This is a genomic window from Streptomyces sp. NPDC033966, assembly GCF_055575955.1.
The window spans coordinates 150,061-170,636 of record NZ_JBVIRQ010000014.1 but is presented as its reverse complement, the minus strand read 5'-3'; the positions used below and the strand labels follow the sequence as shown (position 1 = coordinate 170,636).

The 20,576-nt window shown below is 71.2% G+C and carries 17 protein-coding genes and 2 pseudogenes; 11 read left to right on the top strand and 8 right to left on the bottom strand.

Annotated elements, in window-relative coordinates:
• Window positions 1–132: 132 nt before the first annotated feature.
• Window positions 133–3,078, top strand: coding sequence for a CRISPR-associated helicase Cas3' (gene cas3, locus ACZ518_RS32270; RefSeq protein ID WP_469116564.1), 2,946 nt, complete (start codon window positions 133–135; stop codon window positions 3,076–3,078).
• Window positions 3,079–4,334: 1,256 nt separating this feature from the next.
• Here the strand turns inward: cas3 and ACZ518_RS32265 are convergent.
• The 3 genes from ACZ518_RS32265 to ACZ518_RS32255 form a co-directional block, all read right to left on the bottom strand.
• On the bottom strand, window positions 4,335–4,520 hold the full coding sequence (locus ACZ518_RS32265; protein ID WP_469116563.1) for a hypothetical protein: 186 nt from the start codon (window positions 4,518–4,520) through the stop codon (window positions 4,335–4,337).
• A gap of 862 nt (window positions 4,521–5,382) precedes the next feature.
• Window positions 5,383–5,955, bottom strand: coding sequence for an aldo/keto reductase (locus ACZ518_RS32260; RefSeq protein WP_469116562.1), 573 nt, complete (start codon window positions 5,953–5,955; stop codon window positions 5,383–5,385).
• Complete coding sequence (locus tag ACZ518_RS32255; RefSeq protein ID WP_469116561.1) at window positions 5,919–6,092, bottom strand: hypothetical protein; 174 nt, start codon at window positions 6,090–6,092, stop codon at window positions 5,919–5,921. The genes ACZ518_RS32260 and ACZ518_RS32255 overlap by 37 nt, the downstream gene beginning before the upstream one ends.
• An 89-nt stretch (window positions 6,093–6,181) precedes the next feature.
• Between ACZ518_RS32255 and ACZ518_RS32250 the strand changes: the two genes are divergently transcribed.
• Entirely contained in the window at window positions 6,182–8,002 is a 1,821-nt protein-coding gene (locus ACZ518_RS32250) for a serine/threonine-protein kinase (RefSeq protein WP_469116560.1), read from the top strand.
• Between the two features lie 38 nt (window positions 8,003–8,040).
• Here ACZ518_RS32250 and ACZ518_RS32245 read toward each other — a convergent pair.
• Window positions 8,041–8,535: pseudogene (locus ACZ518_RS32245) on the bottom strand (hypothetical protein); the annotation flags it as partial.
• Window positions 8,444–9,334, bottom strand: a complete 891-nt coding sequence (locus tag ACZ518_RS32240) for a transporter (RefSeq protein WP_469116559.1) — start codon at window positions 9,332–9,334, stop codon at window positions 8,444–8,446. The gene ACZ518_RS32240 and the pseudogene ACZ518_RS32245, both read right to left, overlap by 92 nt.
• Before the next feature lie 1,181 nt (window positions 9,335–10,515).
• Between ACZ518_RS32240 and ACZ518_RS32235 the strand changes: the two genes are divergently transcribed.
• Window positions 10,516–11,244: a hypothetical protein gene (locus ACZ518_RS32235; protein ID WP_469116558.1), complete on the top strand. Its 729-nt coding sequence runs from the start codon at window positions 10,516–10,518 to the stop codon at window positions 11,242–11,244.
• Window positions 11,201–11,401 (top strand): hypothetical protein, encoded by a 201-nt coding sequence (locus ACZ518_RS32230; protein WP_469116557.1) that lies wholly within the window; start codon window positions 11,201–11,203, stop codon window positions 11,399–11,401. The genes ACZ518_RS32235 and ACZ518_RS32230 overlap by 44 nt, the downstream gene beginning before the upstream one ends.
• Before the next feature lie 600 nt (window positions 11,402–12,001).
• Here ACZ518_RS32230 and ACZ518_RS32225 read toward each other — a convergent pair.
• A complete protein-coding gene (locus tag ACZ518_RS32225; RefSeq protein WP_469116556.1) occupies window positions 12,002–12,967 on the bottom strand; it encodes a pirin family protein in 966 nt (321 codons plus the stop codon).
• 126 nt (window positions 12,968–13,093) lie between these two features.
• Between ACZ518_RS32225 and ACZ518_RS32220 the strand changes: the two genes are divergently transcribed.
• The 6 genes from ACZ518_RS32220 to ACZ518_RS32195 all read left to right on the top strand — a co-directional run bounded on the left by ACZ518_RS32220 (window position 13,094) and on the right by ACZ518_RS32195 (window position 17,444).
• A complete protein-coding gene (locus ACZ518_RS32220) occupies window positions 13,094–14,287 on the top strand; it encodes a methyltransferase (protein ID WP_469116581.1) in 1,194 nt (397 codons plus the stop codon).
• Between the two features lie 40 nt (window positions 14,288–14,327).
• Window positions 14,328–15,128 carry a MerR family transcriptional regulator gene (locus ACZ518_RS32215; protein WP_469116555.1) on the top strand — a complete coding sequence of 267 codons (801 nt, stop codon included), beginning with the start codon at window positions 14,328–14,330 and terminating at the stop codon, window positions 15,126–15,128.
• Window positions 15,129–15,351: 223 nt separating this feature from the next.
• On the top strand, window positions 15,352–15,909 hold the full coding sequence (locus tag ACZ518_RS32210; RefSeq protein ID WP_469116580.1) for a DUF6230 family protein: 558 nt from the start codon (window positions 15,352–15,354) through the stop codon (window positions 15,907–15,909).
• Window positions 15,900–16,337 (top strand): DUF6114 domain-containing protein, encoded by a 438-nt coding sequence (locus tag ACZ518_RS32205; RefSeq protein ID WP_125813650.1) that lies wholly within the window; start codon window positions 15,900–15,902, stop codon window positions 16,335–16,337. Before ACZ518_RS32210 ends, ACZ518_RS32205 begins: the two co-directional genes overlap by 10 nt.
• Window positions 16,334–16,984: a hypothetical protein gene (locus ACZ518_RS32200; protein WP_469116554.1), complete on the top strand. Its 651-nt coding sequence runs from the start codon at window positions 16,334–16,336 to the stop codon at window positions 16,982–16,984. The genes ACZ518_RS32205 and ACZ518_RS32200 overlap by 4 nt, the downstream gene beginning before the upstream one ends.
• 244 nt (window positions 16,985–17,228) lie before the next feature.
• On the top strand, window positions 17,229–17,444 hold the full coding sequence (locus ACZ518_RS32195; RefSeq protein WP_469116579.1) for a DUF2087 domain-containing protein: 216 nt from the start codon (window positions 17,229–17,231) through the stop codon (window positions 17,442–17,444).
• On the opposite strand, the gene ACZ518_RS32190 is transcribed toward ACZ518_RS32195, so the two are convergent.
• Window positions 17,417–18,181, bottom strand: a complete 765-nt coding sequence (locus ACZ518_RS32190) for a metallophosphoesterase (protein ID WP_469116553.1) — start codon at window positions 18,179–18,181, stop codon at window positions 17,417–17,419. The genes ACZ518_RS32195 and ACZ518_RS32190 overlap by 28 nt on opposite strands.
• A gap of 211 nt (window positions 18,182–18,392) precedes the next feature.
• Here ACZ518_RS32190 and ACZ518_RS32185 point away from each other — a divergent pair.
• Window positions 18,393–19,025: pseudogene (locus ACZ518_RS32185) on the top strand (phosphoribosyltransferase); the annotation flags it as partial.
• Window positions 19,026–19,139: 114 nt separating this feature from the next.
• On the opposite strand, the gene ACZ518_RS32180 reads toward ACZ518_RS32185, so the two are convergent.
• Entirely contained in the window at window positions 19,140–20,576 is a 1,437-nt protein-coding gene (locus ACZ518_RS32180) for a dihydrolipoyl dehydrogenase family protein (RefSeq protein ID WP_469116552.1), read from the bottom strand.

Below are 20,576 nucleotides of genomic sequence, written 5' to 3'. Positions count from 1 at the left end.
TGATCCCGTGGACTCCACTTCATCGGCATCACCTCCTCTCCAACGATCGGCCGGATACGACTCGCGTGTCATATAGACCGGCTCTAGGATGCCGTCGAGCCGGAACGCTAACACAACTAGGAGTCACCAGAGTTGACGATTCGTGAGACTGGTCTCGGCCCGAACCGCAGTCACTTCCTGATCTGGGCCAAGACCGACCAGAGCAAGCGCACCACCGGGCCCGCCTGGAACCCGCTCCTCGCGCACGCCCTCGACACGGCGGCCGTCATGGAAGTGCTGTGGGAAATCATTCCGCCCGGATTACGCGGGCGTCTCGCCGAGGACTTTGGGCAGGGCTGCCAAGCCGCCGCGCTCAAGACGCTTATGTTCCTCGCCGGCCTTCACGACCTCGGCAAGGGCTCGCCCTGCTTCCTCCGCGATTTCGCCAACCGCTACAGCAGCCCGCGCGTCAAAGAGGCCGCCATCACCTGGCTCCAGCAAGCCCGTGCGGTGGAGCTCCCGCTGCCCGAGGATCTACGCACCGCCCCCTACGCCCGGCACGAGCACATCACCGCCGCCCACCTGCCCCGCCTCCTGGGTTGCACCTGCCACAGCTGCGGCGGCACCGGACCACGCCACTCCGGCCTGCACACCGTGGCCGCCCTCCTGGGCGGACACCACGGCCACATCCCCGACCAGGACACCATCGACCGCGCCGCGACCGCCGCCGACATCACCCGCTGGCAGCCGGTCTACATCCAACTCGTCAACGACCTCGCCGACCTCATCGAAGTCGACCTCACCGCTCTTCCCGGCTTGATCAACCCGGTCCGCCCGTCCGTGCTGCCGATCTTCACAGGCCTGGTCATCTGCGCCGACTGGATCGCCTCCGACGAATCCCTCTTCACCTACCGCACCCCCACCACCCCGACTGCACAGTGGTGGGCCGCCTCCCGCACCCAGGCACGCAACGCCGCGCAGCAGCTCCACCTGTACCCGTGGGATGCCAAACCCGCTGAGTTCTCGGACCTGTTCCCCGGCACCAGCCCCCGCCCGTTCCAGGCTGCGGCCATGACCGCCATGCCGAGCAGCGGGCAGGCGTTCGTCATGGTCGAGACCGACACCGGCTCCGGCAAGACCCGCCTCGCCCTGTGGCTCGCCCACCACCTCGCCGTCACCTGCGGCTACCAGGGCCTCTACATGGCGATGCCGACCCGCGCCTCCACCACACAGGTCGGCCGCGAGCTCCGCGAGTTCATCAAGCACGCCACTGGCCGAGACGAAATGGTCCTCGCGCTCGCCCACGGCACAGCCGCTGCCAGCCCCCTCACCCACCAACTCCTCGACGCCGGACGAACCCGCGCACAGCAGCGCCTCGACGTCCTCACCGACGCCGCCGCCTCAACGGCCTGCCCCGATCCGACCAGGTCCGGCTCCACGGCCGTCCTCACCGCCTGGTACCTACGGCGATGCCTCGGCCTGATCGCCCCCTTCGCAACCGGCACCGTCGACCAAGCAGTCCTCGCCCCCCAGGGCAGTCGGCACTGGATGCTCCGCATGTTCGGACTAGCCTGCAAAGTCCTCATCATCGACGAAGCCCACGCCTACGAACTGTTCCAACAGGGCCTGCTCGCCGCGATGATCGAGTGGCTTGCCGACGCCGGCGCCTCCGTCATCATCCTCTCAGCCACCCTGCCCACCAGCGCCCGCGAAGCACTCACCACCGCCTGGTGCACCGGCCTGCGCACCACCCCCGCCGAAACCGCCACCAGCGGCCCTATCACCATCGTCGACAACGCCGGCACCGTAACCCGCACCGGCTCATCCGAAGAACTCCCCACCCTCACCACTGACGTCACCTTCATGACGGACCCAGGCACCACCGCGCTCGCCAAGCACGTCCTCACCGAGGCCGCCGACGGCGGGATCACCGTCATCCTCCGCAACCGCGTCGAACCCGCCCGCCAGCTCCACAATGCCCTCCACGCCGCTGCCGGCACCCACGGCTGGAATCCCGAGGAGATCCTTCTCCTCCACGGACACAGCATGTCCCGCTACCGGCTCCCCATCGAGGACCGGCTCCGCGAACTCCTCGGCCCCAACGAAACCGACCGCACCCAGCCGAACCCGGACCGGCCCCACCGGCTGATCGTCGTCGCCACCCAGGTCGTCGAGCAGTCCCTCGACATCGACTTCGACCGCATCTACACCGACCTCGCCCCCATCGACCTCCTCATCCAGCGCCGCGGCCGCGTCCACCGCCACACCCCCAACGACCCCCACCGGGCCGCTTGGTGCGCCAGGCCAGCGATGAGCGTCCTCATCCAGCCCGACCCCGCCACCGGCCTGCCCTTCGTCGAGCCGCCCGACTACGAGGGCGGCCGCCCTCTCGGAAACAGCGACGGCTTCGTGTACGCCCCCTACGCCCTCCTCGCCACCTGGCATGCCCTCACCCAGCTCACCGAACCTGACGGTCGAATCACCATGACCACCCCCGCAGACTCCTCCCCCCTCATCGAAGCCGTCTACGGGCCGTCCGTCACCGCCCCCGGCCCCCTCGGGGAAGCCCTCACCCGCACCCGAACCCACTGGGAAGCAGAACTCGCCGACGAGCACGCCCAGTGCGCTGCTCGCTCCTTCCGCCCGTACAGCCGCCGTCGGCGCCGCGCCCCGACCACAGTCGAGGCCCTGGTCTCCGGCCACGCCCATGGCGACGGCGACGACGTCTCTACAGGCATCACCGGCCTGCGCGCCGTCTCACGCCTCGGCGACCCGTCCGTCGAAGCTCTCTGCCTCTACCGGCACCCCGATGGCACGCTCACCTACACCCCCGACAAGACCCGAGCCGCAGACCTCAGCCGTCGGCTCGGCGACACACCTGTCCGCCGCGCCCAGCAAACAGACTTCGCCCTCAACACCGCAGCGCTGCCCGCACACTGGTTCGGCCAGAACCGGCTGCCCGATCCTGAGACATGGCCGACCGTCCCCTACCCCGCCCTCCGGGACCAGCACGTCGCACTCCTGGACCCGACCACAGGAACCTGCGTCAGCGGCCCCATCGGCCTCACCCATCACCCCATCGCTGGCTTCACCCGATAGCCCTCGGACTCCACCACCAACTGTCCGACATCCGAGACGTGTATGGTGGGCCGCGCTCCAACCCCGCCCACGTGGGGATAGGTCAATGACACGCGACTCTTGACCAGACCACCCGCCCACGCGGGGACTCACTGGTGTCATCGACCGCCTCAGAGAGCGGCGAACACCCCTACCCCACCCACATGGGGATAAGCCTTACGTGGACTCATTGGCTAACGCCCTATAGCTCCACAGCCCTGCCCATGTGGGGACACGCGCAAAGCAGCCCCCGCGCCAGATTCTGGTGGGGGGGCCGCTTCATATCCCCACATGGGCGGGGCCCATCCCTTGGCAGGGGAATCCTGCCGTGATGACGGGTCTATCCCCACGTGGGCGGGGGGCTCACGGCCGCCATCAGGGAGGGAATCGCGGGCGAGGGGCTATCCCCACGTAGGCGGGGGCCCCGGCTCCGAGTCGCGGTCCGCCATGCACCAGGTGCTATCCCCACATAGGTGGGGGCACGACTTGCTCATCCCGTTCGCGGTGTTGCCGATGGGGCTATCCCCACGTAGGCGGGGGGCACTCCCGCGAGACCGCGATGCGCAGCCGGGACGAGGGGCTATCCCCACGTAGGCGGGGGGCACCCTTCATGACCTGTGGTTTCGCCTTGGCCTGAGGGTGGATTCGCTCACTTTCAGCAACTCGCACGTTGGATCCGTCGGCGGAAGTGCGTTCAGCTTAGCAACGGATTCAGAACCGGTGGGCCTGTGCAGGACGGAACGTACCCAGGACTCGGCAACGTGAAGGGCTTCAGGAGCGCCTACGGTTCCTGAAGCGCCGAGAGGAGCGATTCGATTTCGCACGGCGCGTCTGTCAGCTGTTTGCCAGGTCCTCTTCCTCGGACATAGTTCAGGGCCGGTAGACAGCGGTTAGTGCGCCGCCGCCTGCGGCAAGCAGGACTCTGGCTCCGGCCAGCAGCCATCCGTCGCGTGCCACGGACGACCAGCGGACCGTCTACAGCGTTGATCCAAACAAGCCCGGCGGGGCTATCCGCCCCTCCACAGGTGTACCCGCCGACATCCTCGCCGAACTCACGACTGCTGTTGCCGAGATCGCCCCCACAGTCGTCCCCACCCCCAGGGCCCGGTGCCCGTAGCACGGGTTCCCATCGCGCCGCCCCTGCAGCGCACCAGGGCTCTCTCAACAGGACGACGCCTCCTCAACGGGCTGAAGTCGTCCTCTCCTGGTGTGCTGGTGACAGCGACCAGCACTTGCGCTCAGGCAAGCGAGGAGAGCAACTCCGCCGCAGCAGCCTTCGCCTGGGCTGCCATCGCCGTCACCCGGCCCGAACGACGGTACGCCCGCTCGATATTGGCGCAGAGCATGAGGCGGGACAGGCGGCCGGAGCGGGTGTCGAGAACGTCGTCGAACTCGGTGAGTACCAGCTCGGCGAGCGCTGGCACGGCCAGGGAAGCTGACCACAGGCACGCTGCGTCGTAGCCGACCGGTGCCGCCCCCCCCCCAGCTCTCCCAGTCCAGCAGGGTGAACTCCGGGGCTGTGACGTTGGCCCAGCCGAGGTCGCCGTGCGAGCACGCCCAGTCCGTGACCGTGGTGTCCAGCTTGTCGCCGAGCACCTCCCGGACGCGGGCGGTGAGGTGTTCCTGGCGCAGGCACACCCGATCGGTGGTGTGACCGGCCAGCCCGGCCAGGGCCTGGCGGAGCTCCACCCACCAGCGTGCTGGGAGGTCCGGCTCCTCTTGACGCTGCCGGTTGTAGAGACTGCGGAGGTGGAGGCGCGGCTCATCTCGTCGACTCGCCACACCACTCCTCGGTCGGCGTCGTGCCACTGGGAGCCGGCGTACCACTGCGGACGGGGTACGCCCTTGATGGCGACGGACGCCTCAATCCCGGTCCACGCGGCGGAGCTGAGCTGTTCGGGCCGGCACCAGGCGAGGCGGACCCAGGTTCCCGTGGCGGTGGGGAATCCGGCGGTGCCGTTGAAGCGGCTGTAGTGGGCGTGGTCGCGGTCCAGGACTCGGCCGATCCGCTTCTCCGCGTCGGCGAGGACGTCTTCGTGGGGGACGGTCCATAGATCGTCCATGGTCGGGGTGGGCGGCATTCTGGGCTCCTTCCCTACCGTCCGGCTCCGGCTCGCAGCAGCTCCCGGTACTCGGCGTCTACGCCGGCGCTGGCCATGTACCGGACGGCGGCGGCGAGCTCGTCGAGGTGCTGGCCTGGAGGTGCCCACGGCGATCCGGGAGACGGTGGGCAGGGCGAACGCAGCGGCAAGTCCGGCCTGGATGCGCGACGCAGACTGTCCAGGTTCAAGGAACATGTTGGCATCGACCTTCGACCAGACCGGATCGTTCGGGTTGCCCGCAAAGGGGGCCATACCCCACCGGTCCCTCGCCCCCCAGTTCGGCGGTGAGCCGCTCGGCGGCGCCCAGGACCTCGGCGCGTACGGCCAGCCCGGCCCGGACCATGACCACGTCCGGCGTCACGGACACCGACGGAGCCGCGCCGAGGAGCGGTGCCGGGTTCCAGCTGGCGATTCCCCAGGCCCGGCAGAGCCCGGCCGACTGGCATGTGGCCAGCTCCTCACATGCCGCCGCCAGCCCAGATGGGTCGTGTTCGGGGTTGTGGAGGAGCACCGTGTCGGGCACCCGGCCCAGCTCGGCCACCGTCTGCTCGACGGCGGCACGCAGCCGGGCCGGTTCGAGGGTGTGGCTGTCGGGGAAGTAGCCGACCTTCGTCGACACCTCGAACCGGCCGAGGAGCTCACCGGCGGTGCGGGCGAGCCTTCGGTGGGCGGCGTAGCGGTCGTAGTTGAAGGCGGTGTCCAGGCCGGTGACCCCAGCTGTCAGGGCATGCTCGAGGAGGGAGCGGGTGGGAGCCACCCGGTATAGCCCGAGGACAATTCGTCGGTCAGCTCCGCGCACAGGCCCTCCCGGATCAGGATGTCGGCGAGCTCCCGGCTGTTGATGCCGGTCTGCATGCCCGTCTGCTCGATGTCCACCGGCTCCCCCGAGAGCATCTACCCCCACCCCAACTCCCTCCGCCCCGACCCCGTTCCCGCAGGCCAGTGCCGTCCTCCCCCCGCCCGTTGTCGTAGGCTGCGCAAGCGTGACTACCGGAACCGGCGGCATACTCGCCCCACTTGAACCCCAGGACCCCCGCGAGAACGCCGGCTACCGGCTGCTCGCCCGGATCGGCGAAGGCGGCATGGGGACCGTCTACCTCTCGCACACGCGCGGCGGCCAGCCGGTGGCACTGAAGCTCATCCGCCGGGAGTTCGGGCAGGACCCCGACTTCCGGCGCCGTTTCGAGCAGGAAGTGCAGGCCGCCCGCCGGGTGCAGGGCTACCACCTCGTCCCGGTCCTCGACCACGACACCACCGGCGCCACGCCCTGGCTGGCGTCGGTGTTCGTGCCGGGGCTGTCGCTGCACGACGCCGTGAGCACCTACGGTCCGCTCCCGCTGGACACCGTCTTCCAGCTGGTCGGCTGCACGGCGCGGGCGCTCGCCTCCATCCACGCGGCGGGGGTCGTCCACCGCGATCTGAAGCCCGCCAACCTCCTGCTCGGCCCGGCCGGTCCGTACGTCATCGACTTCGGGATCGCCCGAGCCGCCGACAGTACGCAGCTCACCCGGACCGGCGGGGTCATCGGCACCCCGCAGTACATGTCCCCCGAGCACGCGCTGGGCTCCGAAGTCACCGCCGCGAGCGACCTGTTCTCGCTCGGGCTGATCGCGGCGGTCGCGGCGACCGGGCAGCACCCGTACGGGACCGGCGGGGCCACGGCCATCGGCGTGCGGATCGCCAACACCGAGCGGCTGCCGCCCGACCTGAGCGGCTACCCGGAGCGGCTCCGGCCGCTGCTGGAGCGCTGCCTGACGGCGGATCCGGCCACACGGATCGGCACGGACGAGCTGGCCGCGCTGTGCGAGACGGCCGCCGGACGCCCGCTGGGCGACTTCGCGCACTGGCTTCCGGAGCCGGTCGGGCTGGAGATCGCCCGACGGGTGCGGGCCGCGGAGAACCCGCCGGTGCCCACGGTCGCGGACGCGGGTACGGGTACGAGTGCCGGTGCCGGTACGGGCGGTACGGCCGGATCGGCCGCGGGCGGTACGGGCGCGGGTGCCGCCGGCGCCTTCGGCGGCGTGTACGGGGCGCCGACGGGGGGCGCGCCGCCCCGGCCCGCGGGTCCTCCGCCGGCCGCAGGCCACCCGACGCACCCCCCGGTGCCGGGCCCGGCGCCCGCACCGGCCCCCGGACCGAAGCGGCTCCGGGGCGTGCTGGTCGGGGCCGGCCTCGTGCTGGCCGTCCTCGCGGGCGCCGGCGCGGTCCGGCTGCTCGACCGCGGCGGCGCCGCGAAGGACGACGCGAAGCAGGAGGGGCCGGTCGTGCCCGCCTCCTCCGACCAGGCGCAGGCCCAGGCCCCGGCTCCGGCCCCGGTCTCGTCCGGGCCCAAGACCGCGCCCTCGGCCTCCTCCTCGCCGAAGTCCGCGTACACGCCGGTCTTCCAGGACAAGCCCCTGACCCTGCGCGCGCCCTCCTCCAGCACCGGGACCCACGTCGACCTGGACGCCCCGCAGATCTTCCCGAAAGGAGCCATCGGCAAGACCCAGGGCATGGAGCTCACCTACCAGGACTGGGGCGACGCCGATCTGCGTTTCCTGACGGCCATGGGCAAGAGCACCGGCACCACGCCGGAGGAGTGCCGGGACGCCGTCGCCACCAACACCTTGGCCTCCAGGGTGGGCAAGGACGAGCTGAAGGCGGGCAAGACGCTCACGAATACGAACCAGCCCACGAGGGCCGTCGCGGCGGCCAGCGGCAGCAGCACCGTCACCGGCAGCTTCCGCCACGCTCCGCGCGGCTGCGGCCGGCCTGCCGACAGCTTGCGCTCCTTGGTCGGGCGGCGCAGCCACCACATGCGGTAGCCCCAGACGACCATGAACATCAGCAGCACCGCGAGCGCGGCCAGCGCCAGCTGGTTGGCGAGACCGAAGGTCAGGCCCATGTGCAGGTCGATGCCGAAGCGGGTCGGCTGGGCGAGCAGCGGGTAGTCGGCGAAGCGGAGTTCGTCCATGACCCGGCCGTCGGCGGGGTCATGGCGACGGAGTCCAGGTGCACCGGCACCTGCTTGTCCTGCTCCTTCACCACGTACCCCTTGCCCTTCGCGGGCAGGGTGATCCGCAGGGACTCGGTGACCCCCGCGGCCCGCGCGGCCGCGACCGCGCCGTCGATGCCGATGGCGTCGGCCGGGGTGGGCGGCGCCGTCTGCGCGCCGTCGCCGACGCCGTGCCCCGCGTGCTCCCCGCCGCGCGAACGCCCCGTTCCGGCGCCCCGGGACGTGACGTCGACCCCGAGTCAACGGCCCCCTACGCCGCCGCGTAGGACAGCCGGAACAGCTCGACCGCACGCTCGACGTCCTCCTCCGAACGCAGCTGTACTTCCAGGTCGCCGGTGCCATGATGCCCCAGCCTGGCCATGTCTCTTGTGAAGCCCGGCACGAGGTCAACCGCCGCGGGGGCGGCTTTGAGGTACACGAGGAGCTTGTCCTGCCGTGGCGTCACGCAGGCGAAGTTCCGCAGCCTCTGGTAGGCGTCGTACTGCTGGCGCCTGACCTTCTTGACGTCCTCCCCCAGCCCCAGCAGCAGTTCGTCCACCGCCGACGCCAGGTACGCGATTGCCTCAGGCGACGGCTGTACGGTCGGGGTGCCGGCAGTACCGATCCGGCGAAGGCGCTTGGGCGCTTTGGCCCGGGCGGCGACCGAAGCGGCGACCGTCTCCAGCGCGATGTGGTGTTCGCCGTACAAGCGATAGCGGACCAGGTCGATCGAGCGGCGGTGCTCGCGCACCGCGTGAAGGTCGTAGCGGGTGAAGTCGCCAGCGATGCAGATCAACCGGGGCGCGCTCCACAGCACCTGCGAGGCCGCGGAGATCCCGAGACGCTCACGCACCAGCGCCTGGAACTCGGTCCGGTGGTCCACCAGCCACGCCATATAGAACAGGCCCTGGTTGATGACCCCGGGGTCCGTCGCACGCTTGTACTCGACCACAACGGGTGAGCCGTTCTCATCGAGGCCCAGCGAATCGACACGCCCCCCGTGCACCGGTCCGGTGCTGTACTCACTCGCCAGGAACGTCACCCCGAGCATGACCTCCATGTGCGCCTCGACGAGGTCCTGCACATCAGCCTCGACCTCCGCGAGACGCGGCACGACCTCCGCCACTTCACGCTTAAGGTTGAACAGTCTCAGCCCCGACACCTTCCCTTCCTCGACTGCGCGGCTGCACAACACGCGGTGATCGAATTGACTCCATCAGGGTCTTCGAAATTGTGAAGATGATGTGAGAGATAAAGACCCTGTCGCCGCGCACGCAAAATGAGTCTGGTTCCTTCCTGTCCTAGCGCCGGACGTCGGCAGGCGTCTCATCGAACAGCCGGTAGAAGAAATTCGACCGGAAACCCAAATATGCCCCCCTTGGCATCATTGGCGACCGGACCAGCCCGTACACCAGCCCCACCGCAGAGCTCTGACCGCGCCTCATAGGCCTCTTCGACTGGATGGATTCCGCTTTGGCAATTCGCCCACCCCCTGCAAGCGCGAAATCGCAGCCCTGCACCTCCCCCGAAAGCCTGCAACGAGACCTCACCCGTATACATCGCCGCCCACATTCGTTTCAGCGTGGGTCCGCGAAGGCGGGCCCGCGGGCAAGCTGACTGAAATTGATCAAGCTCGACTTAACTGAGGCCCCTGGCTTCCTCCCCCGGCCTGCCAGAGGGCGCACTCCAAGTGCGCAGCCTCAGCCAGCACCCCCTAAGACCATGGCAAGTCACGACGAGGTACCCAACCAGGCCCATCACGACCCCCGCCTCCTGGGGAGCGGCTGGGGAGTTTCACCCCCCGCTCGGGGAGTGCGTGGGGAGTTTGAGCGGCATAAGCCAGGAAGCCCGTGAAAGCCTCTGAAAGAGACATCCTCGCAGGTCAGCCCCCTGCAGCAGCAAAGAACCGCAGGTCGCGGGGCTGACCACGGGGCTTACATGACGAAGGTGCCCAGGTGGTCGGCCTCGCCGAGCGCACGAGCACCTCGAGAGGAGGCCGCACCGCTCTGTCGGCGTCCGTAATGGCCCGGGCACACCTCTTCGGCCCGGACTTTTCACGTCTCGTGAAGATTGATCGCCGGAACAAGTGCAGCAGGTTCGAGCAGGTGGGTTCCGCCGACGCCCGCACAGAGCGGCGAAAGATCGACTTCCGGGCAGGGAGGTCACTGCAGGGCACTGAGGAGAAGCGCCCCCGACGAAAGCTGAGGTGCAGGATGACGGAGTCGGAGGATGCCCCTGCCCTTAACCCTGCCGCCGAGCGGCTGATGGAAGCGCACCCCCAGCTGGACGCCGGCCTCGTACGAAGCTCAGTACAGACGGCGCACGAAGGGCTTGAGTACGCACGTGTGCGTACTTCCTGCCCGTCCTGATGGAACACAGGGCCAAGGACCGGCTTCCTCCCGACGATCCGACGGAAGCCCAGGCCTGACCCGCGACGCGGGACGACGTCTCCCTACCGTCGACGCGAAGGGCGGCTACGCCTGGTACGTCGACGGCATCGAAGGGCGCGCGGAGGCGTGTCCCTACGGCTGGACCCGTTACGGCGGACAGCAGCGCGGCCCGCACTGCTACCTCGACACCACGGTCCAGCCCGGCCAGCCCTTCCCGCGCATTCCGGTGACCACGACGTCGATCACCTGGAAGGTGCCCGAGGACGCCAAGCCGGGGCGGCACGCGGTGAAGGTGGTGGGGCACCGCGAAGTGCCCAACGTGAAGGGCTACTCCGAGACAATCGGGACGTTCTACTACGACGTGGCGCCACGCTCCGCCGGACACAGCGCGGACGTCGTCAACCGGACGCCGAGTTACGCGGTGAGCCGGCTGGTCGGCGCGGGGGAGACGTTCAACATCCAGGCGCTGGTCGGAAACGACGGCCCGGCCGTGGTGCCGGACGAGACCGTAGACCTCACCTTCGAGATCACCAGCGAGTCGCGGCTCGGCATGGCGAGCCTGTCCCAGTACTTCGCGACGCTCGTCACCAACAACGGGGGGCTACGAGTTCGACTGCGAGGTCGTCTCACGCCTGAAGGTGCATTGCGCCAAGTTCAACAAGCTGCCCCTCGCCGTCGGTGACAGCCACCGCGCATACCTGGACGAGGGCAGGGTCAACTCCAATGCCCGCTCGGGGGACATCTTCTTCGTCCGTACGACCATCAGCGCGGCAGGCGGCGCCGTGACCGACTCCACGCCGGACAACAACGTCCAGGAATGGAAATTCACGGTGAGGTGACGGTCGGCGCGGGTATATCGCGCGTGCCGTCGTGCGGCGTGGCGATCGCGATCTCCTCCAGCGTCCGGACTGAGCCGGTCGAGTTGGCGGACCTGTGCGATCGGACGATCGACCCGGGCCAGCAGCACTCCGAGCACCCGGGCCGGCGCCGACCCGACACCGGAGCCGTCGCCGACCCCGCGCCCGGGACCCCTGCCTGCGCAACCTCAGCGGCTTCAGCTGCGCGCTTTGTGGACTGCCCACAACGTTGTGCACCCCGGCCTCCGCGGGAGACGGGCACCGAACAGCGGCCTCGAAGGAGAGCTCGCTTGGAGGCGCGCGCAGCAGCTAAGGGAGCCAGGGCCGAGGACGTCGGCGTGACGATCGCCTGCCGGGAGGCGCGCCCTGGCTCCCACTCCAGAAATCTAACTACTTGTCAGTAGAGTCAGCAAAGGGTCAGCATTCGTCTGACCAAACCTGACCGCACCCTGACCCACGTGACACTCGACTTCAAGATCAAGTAATCACGCCAGGGTCCGCGTTGACTTCGACGTGGCGCCCAGAAGCGGAACAACGTGGCAGCCGTGACCAAGACAGCATTATCGGTGGCATCAGCACAGGTCAGCGCACTCTTCCCCTGGCCTTCAAGCGAGTTGGCGGAAGTTCCGGAGCCGGAATCGGAGGGCCGCTGTAGCCCTTCACCTCGCCGAAGCGGGTGCCGTTCATCCACTCCTCGCGGAAGCCTGCGATATCCTCTTGGGACCGTCCGATCCAGTTCCAGAACATCACGATCTCCTCCTCGAACGGCTCCCCGCCCAGCAGCATCAGACCCGCGTCCGAGGATGCGCGGAGCGGGAGTTCGGTGCGGCCGCAGCCCAGGTAGAGCATCGAGCCGGGGAGGACCGGGACGCCGTCCACGTGGGCCTCGCCGGACATGGAGAGGACCGCGTACTCGAAGTCCGGGTTCAGGGGGAGGCGGGTTTCGGTGCCGGCGGTCAGGGCGAGGTCCGCGCCGACGATGGGGGTGTACGCGGTGCCCGGGGAGGTCGCCGTGTCCAGGGTGCCCAGGATGACCGTCGCGTCCAGGCCGGGGGCCGAGACCCGCGGGAGGTCCGCGTGGTGCTGGAAGTGCGGGGCGACGTCGCGGTGGGCGTCGGGGAGGGCCACCCACAGCTGGGCGCCGTGCAGGAGGCGGGCGTGCGGGCGGGGGCTCTCCTCGGAGTGGCTGATGCCCCGGCCGGAGGTCATCAGGCCCAGCTCGCGCGGGCGGATCGTGGCGAGGCTGCCCGTGCTGTCGCGGTGCAGCACCTCGCCGTCGTGCAGCCAGCTCACGGTCTGCAGCCCGGCGTGGGGGTGGGGCGGGACCTGCATGCCGGGTTCGTCGGCGATGTCGTCCGGGCCGTAGTGGTCGACGAAGCACCAGGCGCCCACCATGCGGCGGCCCAGGTTCGGCAGGAGTCTGCGGACCTCGGTGGATTCCCCCAGCTTGACCGTGCGCGGGCTGAGGAGCTCGCGCACCGGCTCGGCCACGACGAAGCCGCGGCCGCCGCAGGCGGAGAGAGCGGGCTGGCGATCGAGATTGCTCATGCCGCACAACTTAGCGGCGCGACGGGGGGCCGACACCGCTCCTTTGCGTGGAATGTCAGGGCGCGGGGTGCGGCCGGGCACGGGTACGGGGCCGTCTCGGCTAGCCTGGGTGCCAATATGAACCGCCTGACCACGCCTTTCGGCTCCTACGAACTCACCCGCTTCCCCGCCGACCCCCGCGACCGGCTCCGCGCCTGGGACGCCGCCGACGAGTACCTGCTGCGCCACCTCGACGCCGGTACCGGCGATCGCGGCCCGGTGGACCTGGCCGGCGCCGGGCAGATCACCGTCGTCGGCGACCGCTGGGGGGCGCTGACCACGGCCCTGGCCGCCTACCACCCGACGCAGATCACCGACTCCGCGCTGACCCGGGCGGCCACCGAGGGGAACCTGGACCGGGCCGGGATCGGCACCTCCAAGTCCACGGTGACCCTGCTGACCACGCAGGACGCGCCGCCCGCACGGATCGACGTACTCATCGTCCGGGTCCCCAAGATCCTGGCGCTGCTGGAGGACCAGCTGCACCGGCTGGCCCCGCACCTGCACGAGGGCACCGTGGTCGTGGGCACGGGCATGGTCAAGGAGATCCACACCTCCACGCTGAACCTCTTCGAGAAGATCCTCGGGCCGACGCGCACCTCGCTGGCCGAGAAGAAGGCCCGGCTGATCTTCTGCACCCCCGATCCCGCCCTGCTGGCCGCCGCCGGCGCCTCGCCGTGGCCGGTGACGTACACGGTCGACGAGGACGGGGGCTCGGGGGCCGGGCTGACCACGGTCAACCACGCCGGGATCTTCTGCGCGGACCGCCTGGACGTCGGCACGCGCTTCTTCCTCCAGAGCATCCCGACCAACACCGACGGCGCCCGGGTCGTGGACCTGGGCTGCGGCAACGGCGTCGTCGGCACGGCCGTGCAGGTGGCCGACCCGGACGCCGAGGTGGTCTTCACCGACGAGTCGTACCAGGCCGTCGCCTCGGCCCGGGCCACGTACGAGGCCAACATCCGCCCTGGCCGGCGGACGGCCGAGTTCCTCGTCGGCGACGGGGTGGCCATGCTGGCGCCCTCCTCGGTGGACCTGATCCTCAACAACCCGCCCTTCCACTCCCACCAGGCGACGACGGACGCGACGGCGCTGCGCATGTTCGCGCAGTCGCGCAAGGCGCTGCGCCCCGGCGGCGAGCTGTGGGTGGTCGCCAACCGGCACATGGGCTACCACACGCACCTGCAGCGCCTCTTCGGCAACTGTGAAGTCGCCGCGAGCGAGCCGAGGTTCGTGGTGCTGCGGGCGGTCAAGCGCGAGTCGCGGCCCCGCCCCATGTGACCTGCCGGTACACCCGCCGGTAGGTCCTACACTCGGCCGCGTGGGGAGCACCGGGGCACAGACGGACGGCAGGGCGGAAGGCACGGCGGACGACGGGGCGGAGGGCGGCCCCGGCGGGGAGCGGCGTTACCGCCGGGAGGACGTGGCCCGCGCGGCCGGTGTCAAGGTGCGCAACCTGCGCTACTACCAGGAGCGCGGGCTGCTGCCGCCGCCGCGCCGCGAGGGCCGGATCGCCTGGTACTCCGACGATCACCTGACCCGGCTGCGGCTGATCAGCGACCTGCTGGGACGCGGGTACACGGTCAACGGCATCGGTGAGCTGCTGGCCGCCTGGGAGCACGGCGGCGGGTTGTCCCAACTGCTGGGCCTGGAGCGGGAGATGACCCGGGACTGGGTGCAGGAGGAGCCGGTGACCATGACCCGGGCCGAGCTGCGCGAGCTGTTCGGCCCGGGGGCGACGGCCGAGCACACCCGGCGGGCGGCCGAGCTGGGCTACGTACGCCTGGACGGGGAGCGGGTCACGTACCCGAGCCGGCGGCTGCTGGAGGCGACGGTGGCGCTGGCGCGGCAGGGGGTGCCGCTCGGGGAGATCCTGGACGCGGGGGACTTCGTACAAGTCCAGGCGGCGGCGCTGGCGGACCGGTTCGTGGCGCTGTTCCGGCGGCACGTGATCGGCGCAGAGGGGCTGGGGCGGCTTTCGGCCAGTCAGCTGGATCATGTCCGGGAGGCGGTGGCGGCGCTGCGGCCGGTGGCCGGCGAGGTGGTGGCCACGGAGTTCGCCCGGGCGATGCTCCGCCGGGTGGAGGCGGAGGTCGCCGAACTGCTGCGTACGGAGCAGTAGGAGTCGGCCTAAAGGGTGCTCTCGCACAACCTTGCCAACCACCATTGGCACTCTTACATTCAACTCGTCGGTAACAAAGGTGCACAGCCGAGATAAGGACCATCTCATGGCAGACTCACCGAACTTATCCGAATCCGGTCCCGGCTCCGCTCCCGGGGCCGAGCCGCCCGGCGAAGAGCTCGGCAGAGACGGCGGCCGGGTCCGCTGGCGCAGGTTCGTCCTCCTGACCGCCCCCGCCGTCGCGGTCACCGCGGGCCTCGGCATCGCCCTCGCGCAGGGCGCGCTCGCCGCCTCCTTCGCGGTGTCGGGCCAGCAGTTCAAGGTGTCGGCGAAGAGCCTGGAGGGCGAGGGCTTCGCCCAGTACGGAAGCGTCGACGTCAACGCCCGCCAGGAGCTGATCCCGGTGGCGGTCACCGCCATCAAGGAGGCCAAGCTGTACGACCTCTGCCAGTCGGTGGTCACCAGCCTCCCGGTCATCGGGGACATCTCGCTCAACCTGACGGCCGGCAAGAAGGCCCCCGTCGAGGCCTCCAACCTGTTCGTGGACGCGACCCAGCTCGCCGGCGACGCGGAGTTCACGAACCTGGAGATCGGGCGCGACGCCTCCACCCTGGACAAGGGCCCGGCCGAGGCGCAGGGCATGCAGGACCTGTTCGCCCAGCAGGCGGACAAGGTCACCATCGGCAGTCTCCAGCAGACGGCGTGGGCGACCAACGCCGGCACCTTCAAGCTCTCCGGGCTGAACATGAGCATCAGCAAGGGCAAGAAGGAATGCTTCTGAGCCGCTGGCGGCGGTGGCGGCGCGGCAGGCCCTTCTGGGGCGGGCTCTTCGCCGTCCTGGCCGGGGTGTGGATCAGCGTGCTGCCGCTGGCCCCGCTGAAGATCATGCTCCAGCAGGGGGTGGCGGGCATCCCGTCCGTCCTGATGGGCGTCGTCATGATCGTCCTCGGTCTCACCGGCTGGTTCTCCCCCGCACAGCGCACCCTCGCCGGGATCCTCACCACGCTCGTCGCCACCGCCGCGCTGGTCATGTCGAACCTCGGCGGGTTCCTGATCGGCACCCTGCTCGGCATCCTCGGCGGCGGGCTGATGTTCGCCTGGCAGCCGTACGCCGCCCCGCGCGCCGGGGGCTCCGCCGCCCCCGCCCGGCCCTCCCCCGCCGGGAACTCCCCCACTCCGCACCCCGATCCCCAAGGAGCACAGCCATGAGCCGTACGCGCACCGCGCTCGCCCTCGGCATGGCCGCCGCGGCCGCACTGACGGCGGCCTCCGCCACCGCCACCGCCGCGCCGTTACCGGCGGCCGGGTCGACCACCGTCACCCCGGCCGGGCACGCGTTCAAGGCCACCCTCAGCGGGAAGGCCACCCTCAAGGCCGGTTCGGTCACGGTGACCTGCACGGTCTCCGTCTCCGCCGGCTCGGTGCCGGCCGCCCCCGGCAACCAGAACCCGGCGGGTCCGGTCTCCTCCCCCATCTCCCCGCCGACCTACAGCTCCTGTACGTCCAGCATGCCGGGGGTGACCCCGACGGTGACGACCAGCGGCTCCTGGTCGGTGTCCATGCAGGACGGCTCCCCGGTCACGGCGACCATGACGGTGCCGCCCGGCGGGCTCGTCGTACAGACCTCGGGCCTGGCCAACTGCACCGTCACCGCCGCACCCGGCGGGGCGGCGAACGTCCCGGGCACGTGGGCGAACGGCGCCCCGTCGAGCCTGACCTTCACCAACGCGACCGTCCCCGTGACCGTCACCGGCGGCTTCGGCTGCCCGACGAGCGCGACCACGTCCACCTTCAACGCCGTCTACAAGGTCACCGACACCACCGACCCGGCCCAGCAGATCACCGTCACCCCCTGACGGCTCCCGCTCCGCGTCCCCCGCTCCCCGGGCCGTCCCGGGGAGCGGGGAAAACGCGTTGCACGGTCCGGCGGGTGCGGGCGAAGCTCGGGGCATGCCACAGATCACCGATGAACACAGCGCCGGTCAGCACAGCGCCGGTCAGCACAGCGCTGACCAGCACAGCGCTGACCAGCAGGAAGCCGCGGGCCGCCAGGGGCGGCGCGGGGTCGACGACCTCTTCTCCGGGGGACGCCTCGTCGCCATCCCGCGCAAGGCCGCCCGGCGCGAACAGCTGCTGGAGCACCTGAGCGAGACCCTGTTCGCCGAGGACCGGGAGTACTCGGAGCCCGAGGTGAACGACGCGCTGCGGACCGTGCACGAGGACTGCTCCGCCCTGCGCCGCTACCTGATCACCTCGGGGCGGCTCACCCGGACCCGCGACGGCAGCAGCTACCGCCGGGCGACGACCACCCGGTAATGGGTCGTCAGCCGCCCGTCCGCGCCCAGCACGTGGAAGGCGACGGCCGGCGGCTCGTCCAGGTGGACGTGGTGGTCGGGGCCCGTCTGCTCCTCCCACGGGAGCCGCAGGGTGGACACCACCCCGGGCGCCACCAGCAGCGGGCGGCCCGCGAAGGTGGTCGCCGCCGCCGTGTGGGCGTGTCCGCACAGGAAGGCGCGCAGGTGGGGGTGGCGCAGGGCCAGCGCCTCCAGGCGCTCCTCCCCGAACTGCCGGATCCCGTCCACGTACGGGGTGTGCAGCTCGACCGGCGGGTGGTGGAAGGCGACGAGGACGGGCACCTCCTGCGGGGTCCCCGTCAGGATGCCGTCGAGCCACTCCAGGGTGGAGTCCTCCAGGTACCCGTGGTGCTCCCCCGGGACCGAGGAGTCGCACACCGCCAGGACGAAGCCCTCGCCGCGCAGCACCTGGTCGACCGGGGCCGCGGAGGGTTCCTCCTCGCCCAGCAGGTCCCGCCGGAAGGCGAGGCGCTCGTCGTGGTTGCCGGGGCAGATCACCAGCGGGTGCCGCGAGGTGAGCAGCTTGCGGGCCTCCTCGTACTCGTCGGAGGTCCCGTGGTCGGCGATGTCCCCGGTGATCAGGACCGCGGCGAGGTCGTACGGGAGGCCGTCCAGGTACTCCAGCACGGCGCGGGTGCGCTCGGCGGCCCGGGGCCCGCCGTCGAGGTGGACATCACTGAGCTGCGCTATCACGATCACGGGCGGTGGCTCCTTCGTCGCGGGTCCGGATCCCGGCGCGACGGGTGACGATCGGCCACCGTGCCGCCGGGTGGGGTGCGTTCAACCTATCCGACGTGATCACCGGCGGGTGCGGGCCCGCCCGCCCCGCCGGGCCCGGTCCGGCTCCGGTTGCGGAAGGACCCGGGATGGGGTTCGTTCGAAGGGGACGCCCGGAACGGGGTGAGCCGCTGTGATCTTCACCGACCGTGCGGACGCGGGACGGCGTCTCGCGGACGCGCTGCGTCACCTGCGGGGCGAGGACCCCGTCGTGCTGGGGCTGCCGCGCGGCGGGGTGCCCGTGGCCTTCGAGGTGGCGCGGGCGCTGGGCGCCGCCCTCGACGTGATCGTGGTCCGCAAGCTCGGCGTGCCGCACCACCGCGAGCTGGCCTTCGGCGCCATCGGCGAAGGCGGGGTACGGGTCCTCAACGAGGACGTGGCCCGCCGCAGCCGCGCCTCGGAGCGGGAGCTGGCCGAGGTCGAGCGCGACGAGGAGGCGGAGCTGGAGCGCCGGGCGCACCGGTTCCGCGAGGGGCGGGCGCGCGTACCGCTCGGCGGCCGGACCGTGATCGTGGTCGACGACGGGATCGCCACGGGCGCTACGGCCGCGGCCGCCTGCGAGATCGCCCGCGCGTCGGGCGCGGCCAGGGTGGTGCTGGCCGTTCCGGTGGCGCCGCCGGAGTCGGTATTCCGGCTGCGCGGGGTGGCGGACGAGGTGGTGTGCCTGTCGTCGCCGCCCGCGTTCCGCGCGGTCGGCGAGTGGTACCGGGACTTCTCGCAGACCTCGGACGAGGAGGTCGTGGCCGTGCTCGCCGAGGCGGCCGCCGGGCGCGGGGAGGGCGGGGGTTAGGGGTTGTCAGCGAAGTGGCGCCGACCGCCCGGGGGGGGTGGGGGCTGGGGGGTGGGGGGTGGGGGGCTGGGGGCGCCCGCAGGACACCCCCTAACCCCGGTAGGCCTCCAGGAGCCGAAGCCAGACCTCGCTGATGGTGGGGAAGGCGGGGACCGCGTGCCACAGCCGGTCGATCGGGACCTCCCCCGCCACGGCGACGGTCGCCGCGTGCAGCAGCTCGGCGGCGCCCGGGCCCACGAAGGTGGCGCCCAGCAGCACCTGCCGGTCGAGGTCCACGACCATGCGGGCCCGGCCCCGGTAGCCGTCGGCGTACAGGCCCGCGCCGGAGACCTTCCCGAGGTCGTAGTCGACGGCGCGGACCCGGTGGCCGGCCCGCTCCGCCCCGGCGAGGGTGAGGCCGACCGCCGCCGCCTCCGGGTCGGTGAAGACGGCCTGCGGGAGGGCTTCGGTGTCGGCGGTCGCCGCGTGCGCGCCCCAGCGGCCGGTGTCCGGGGCCGGGGCGCCCGGTCCGGCGGCCCGGGCGACGATGGCGGCGCCCGCGATACGGGCCTGGTACTTGCCCTGGTGGGTGAGGAGCGCCCGGTGGTTGACGTCCCCGACCGCGTACAGCCAGTCGTGGCCGTCGACCCGGCAGCTCTCGTCGACCCCGATCCAGTCCCCGGGAGTCAGCCCCACCGTGTCCAGCCCGATGTCCTCGGTACGGGGCGCGCGGCCGGTCGCCATCAGCAGCTCGTCGCCCTCCAGTAGCTCCCCGCCCTCCAGGACCACCGTGACCGGGCCGGCCGGGCCGTCCCGTACGACCGCCTCCACCGCCACCCCGGTACGGACGACCGCGCCGGCCTCGGTCAGGGCTTCGGCGACCAGCTCCCCGGCGAAGGGCTCCATCCGGGGCAGCAGCCCGGAGCCGCGCACCAGCACGGTGACCCGCGAGCCGAGGGCCTGCCAGGCGGTGGCCATCTCGGCGGCCACCACGGAGCCGCCGACGATCAGCAGCCGCCCGGGCACCTCCCGGGCGGAGGTGGCCTCGCGGCTGGTCCAAGCCCCGGACCCGGCGAGGCCGGGCAGGTCCGGGAGCACGGCCCGGCTGCCGGTGGCGACGACGACGGCGTACCGGGCCGAGAGCACGTGGTGCACGCCCTCGGGGCTGGTCACGGCCACCTTGCGGATGCCGTAGAGGCGGCCGTGGCCCCGGTAGAGGTGGGCTCCGATCGAGTCGAGCCAGTCGAGCTGGCCGTCGTCCTTCCAGTGGCCCGTCCAGTAGTCGCGGTGCGCGAAGACCGCTTCCGCGTCGAGCGGCCCCCGGACGGAGTCCGCGAGCCCCGGCACCCGGCGGGCGTCGGCGCGGGCGAGGGCCGGGCGCAGCAGGGCCTTGCTGGGGACGCAGGCCCAGTACGAGCACTCCCCGCCGACGAGCTCGCTCTCCACCAGGGCCGTGCTCAGCCCGGCGGCGCGGGTCCGGTCGACGATGTTCTCGCCGGCCGGGCCCCCGCCGAGCACCACGACGTCGTACTCCACGGCTTCGGTCAT

Excerpts from the sequence above, each read along its gene's own strand:
- ACZ518_RS32255 (WP_469116561.1), bottom strand. The coding sequence starts at position 6,092 with ATGCTCTCGGGGGAGCCGGTGGACATCGAGCAGACGGGCATGCAGACC.
- ACZ518_RS32225 (WP_469116556.1), bottom strand. The coding sequence starts at position 12,967 with ATGAGCAATCTCGATCGCCAGCCCGCTCTCTCCGCCTGCGGCGGCCGC.
- ACZ518_RS32205 (WP_125813650.1), top strand. The coding sequence starts at position 15,900 with ATGCTTCTGAGCCGCTGGCGGCGGTGGCGGCGCGGCAGGCCCTTCTGG.
- ACZ518_RS32200 (WP_469116554.1), top strand. The coding sequence starts at position 16,334 with ATGAGCCGTACGCGCACCGCGCTCGCCCTCGGCATGGCCGCCGCGGCC.
- ACZ518_RS32180 (WP_469116552.1), bottom strand. The coding sequence starts at position 20,576 with ATGACCGAAGCCGTGGAGTACGACGTCGTGGTGCTCGGCGGGGGCCCG.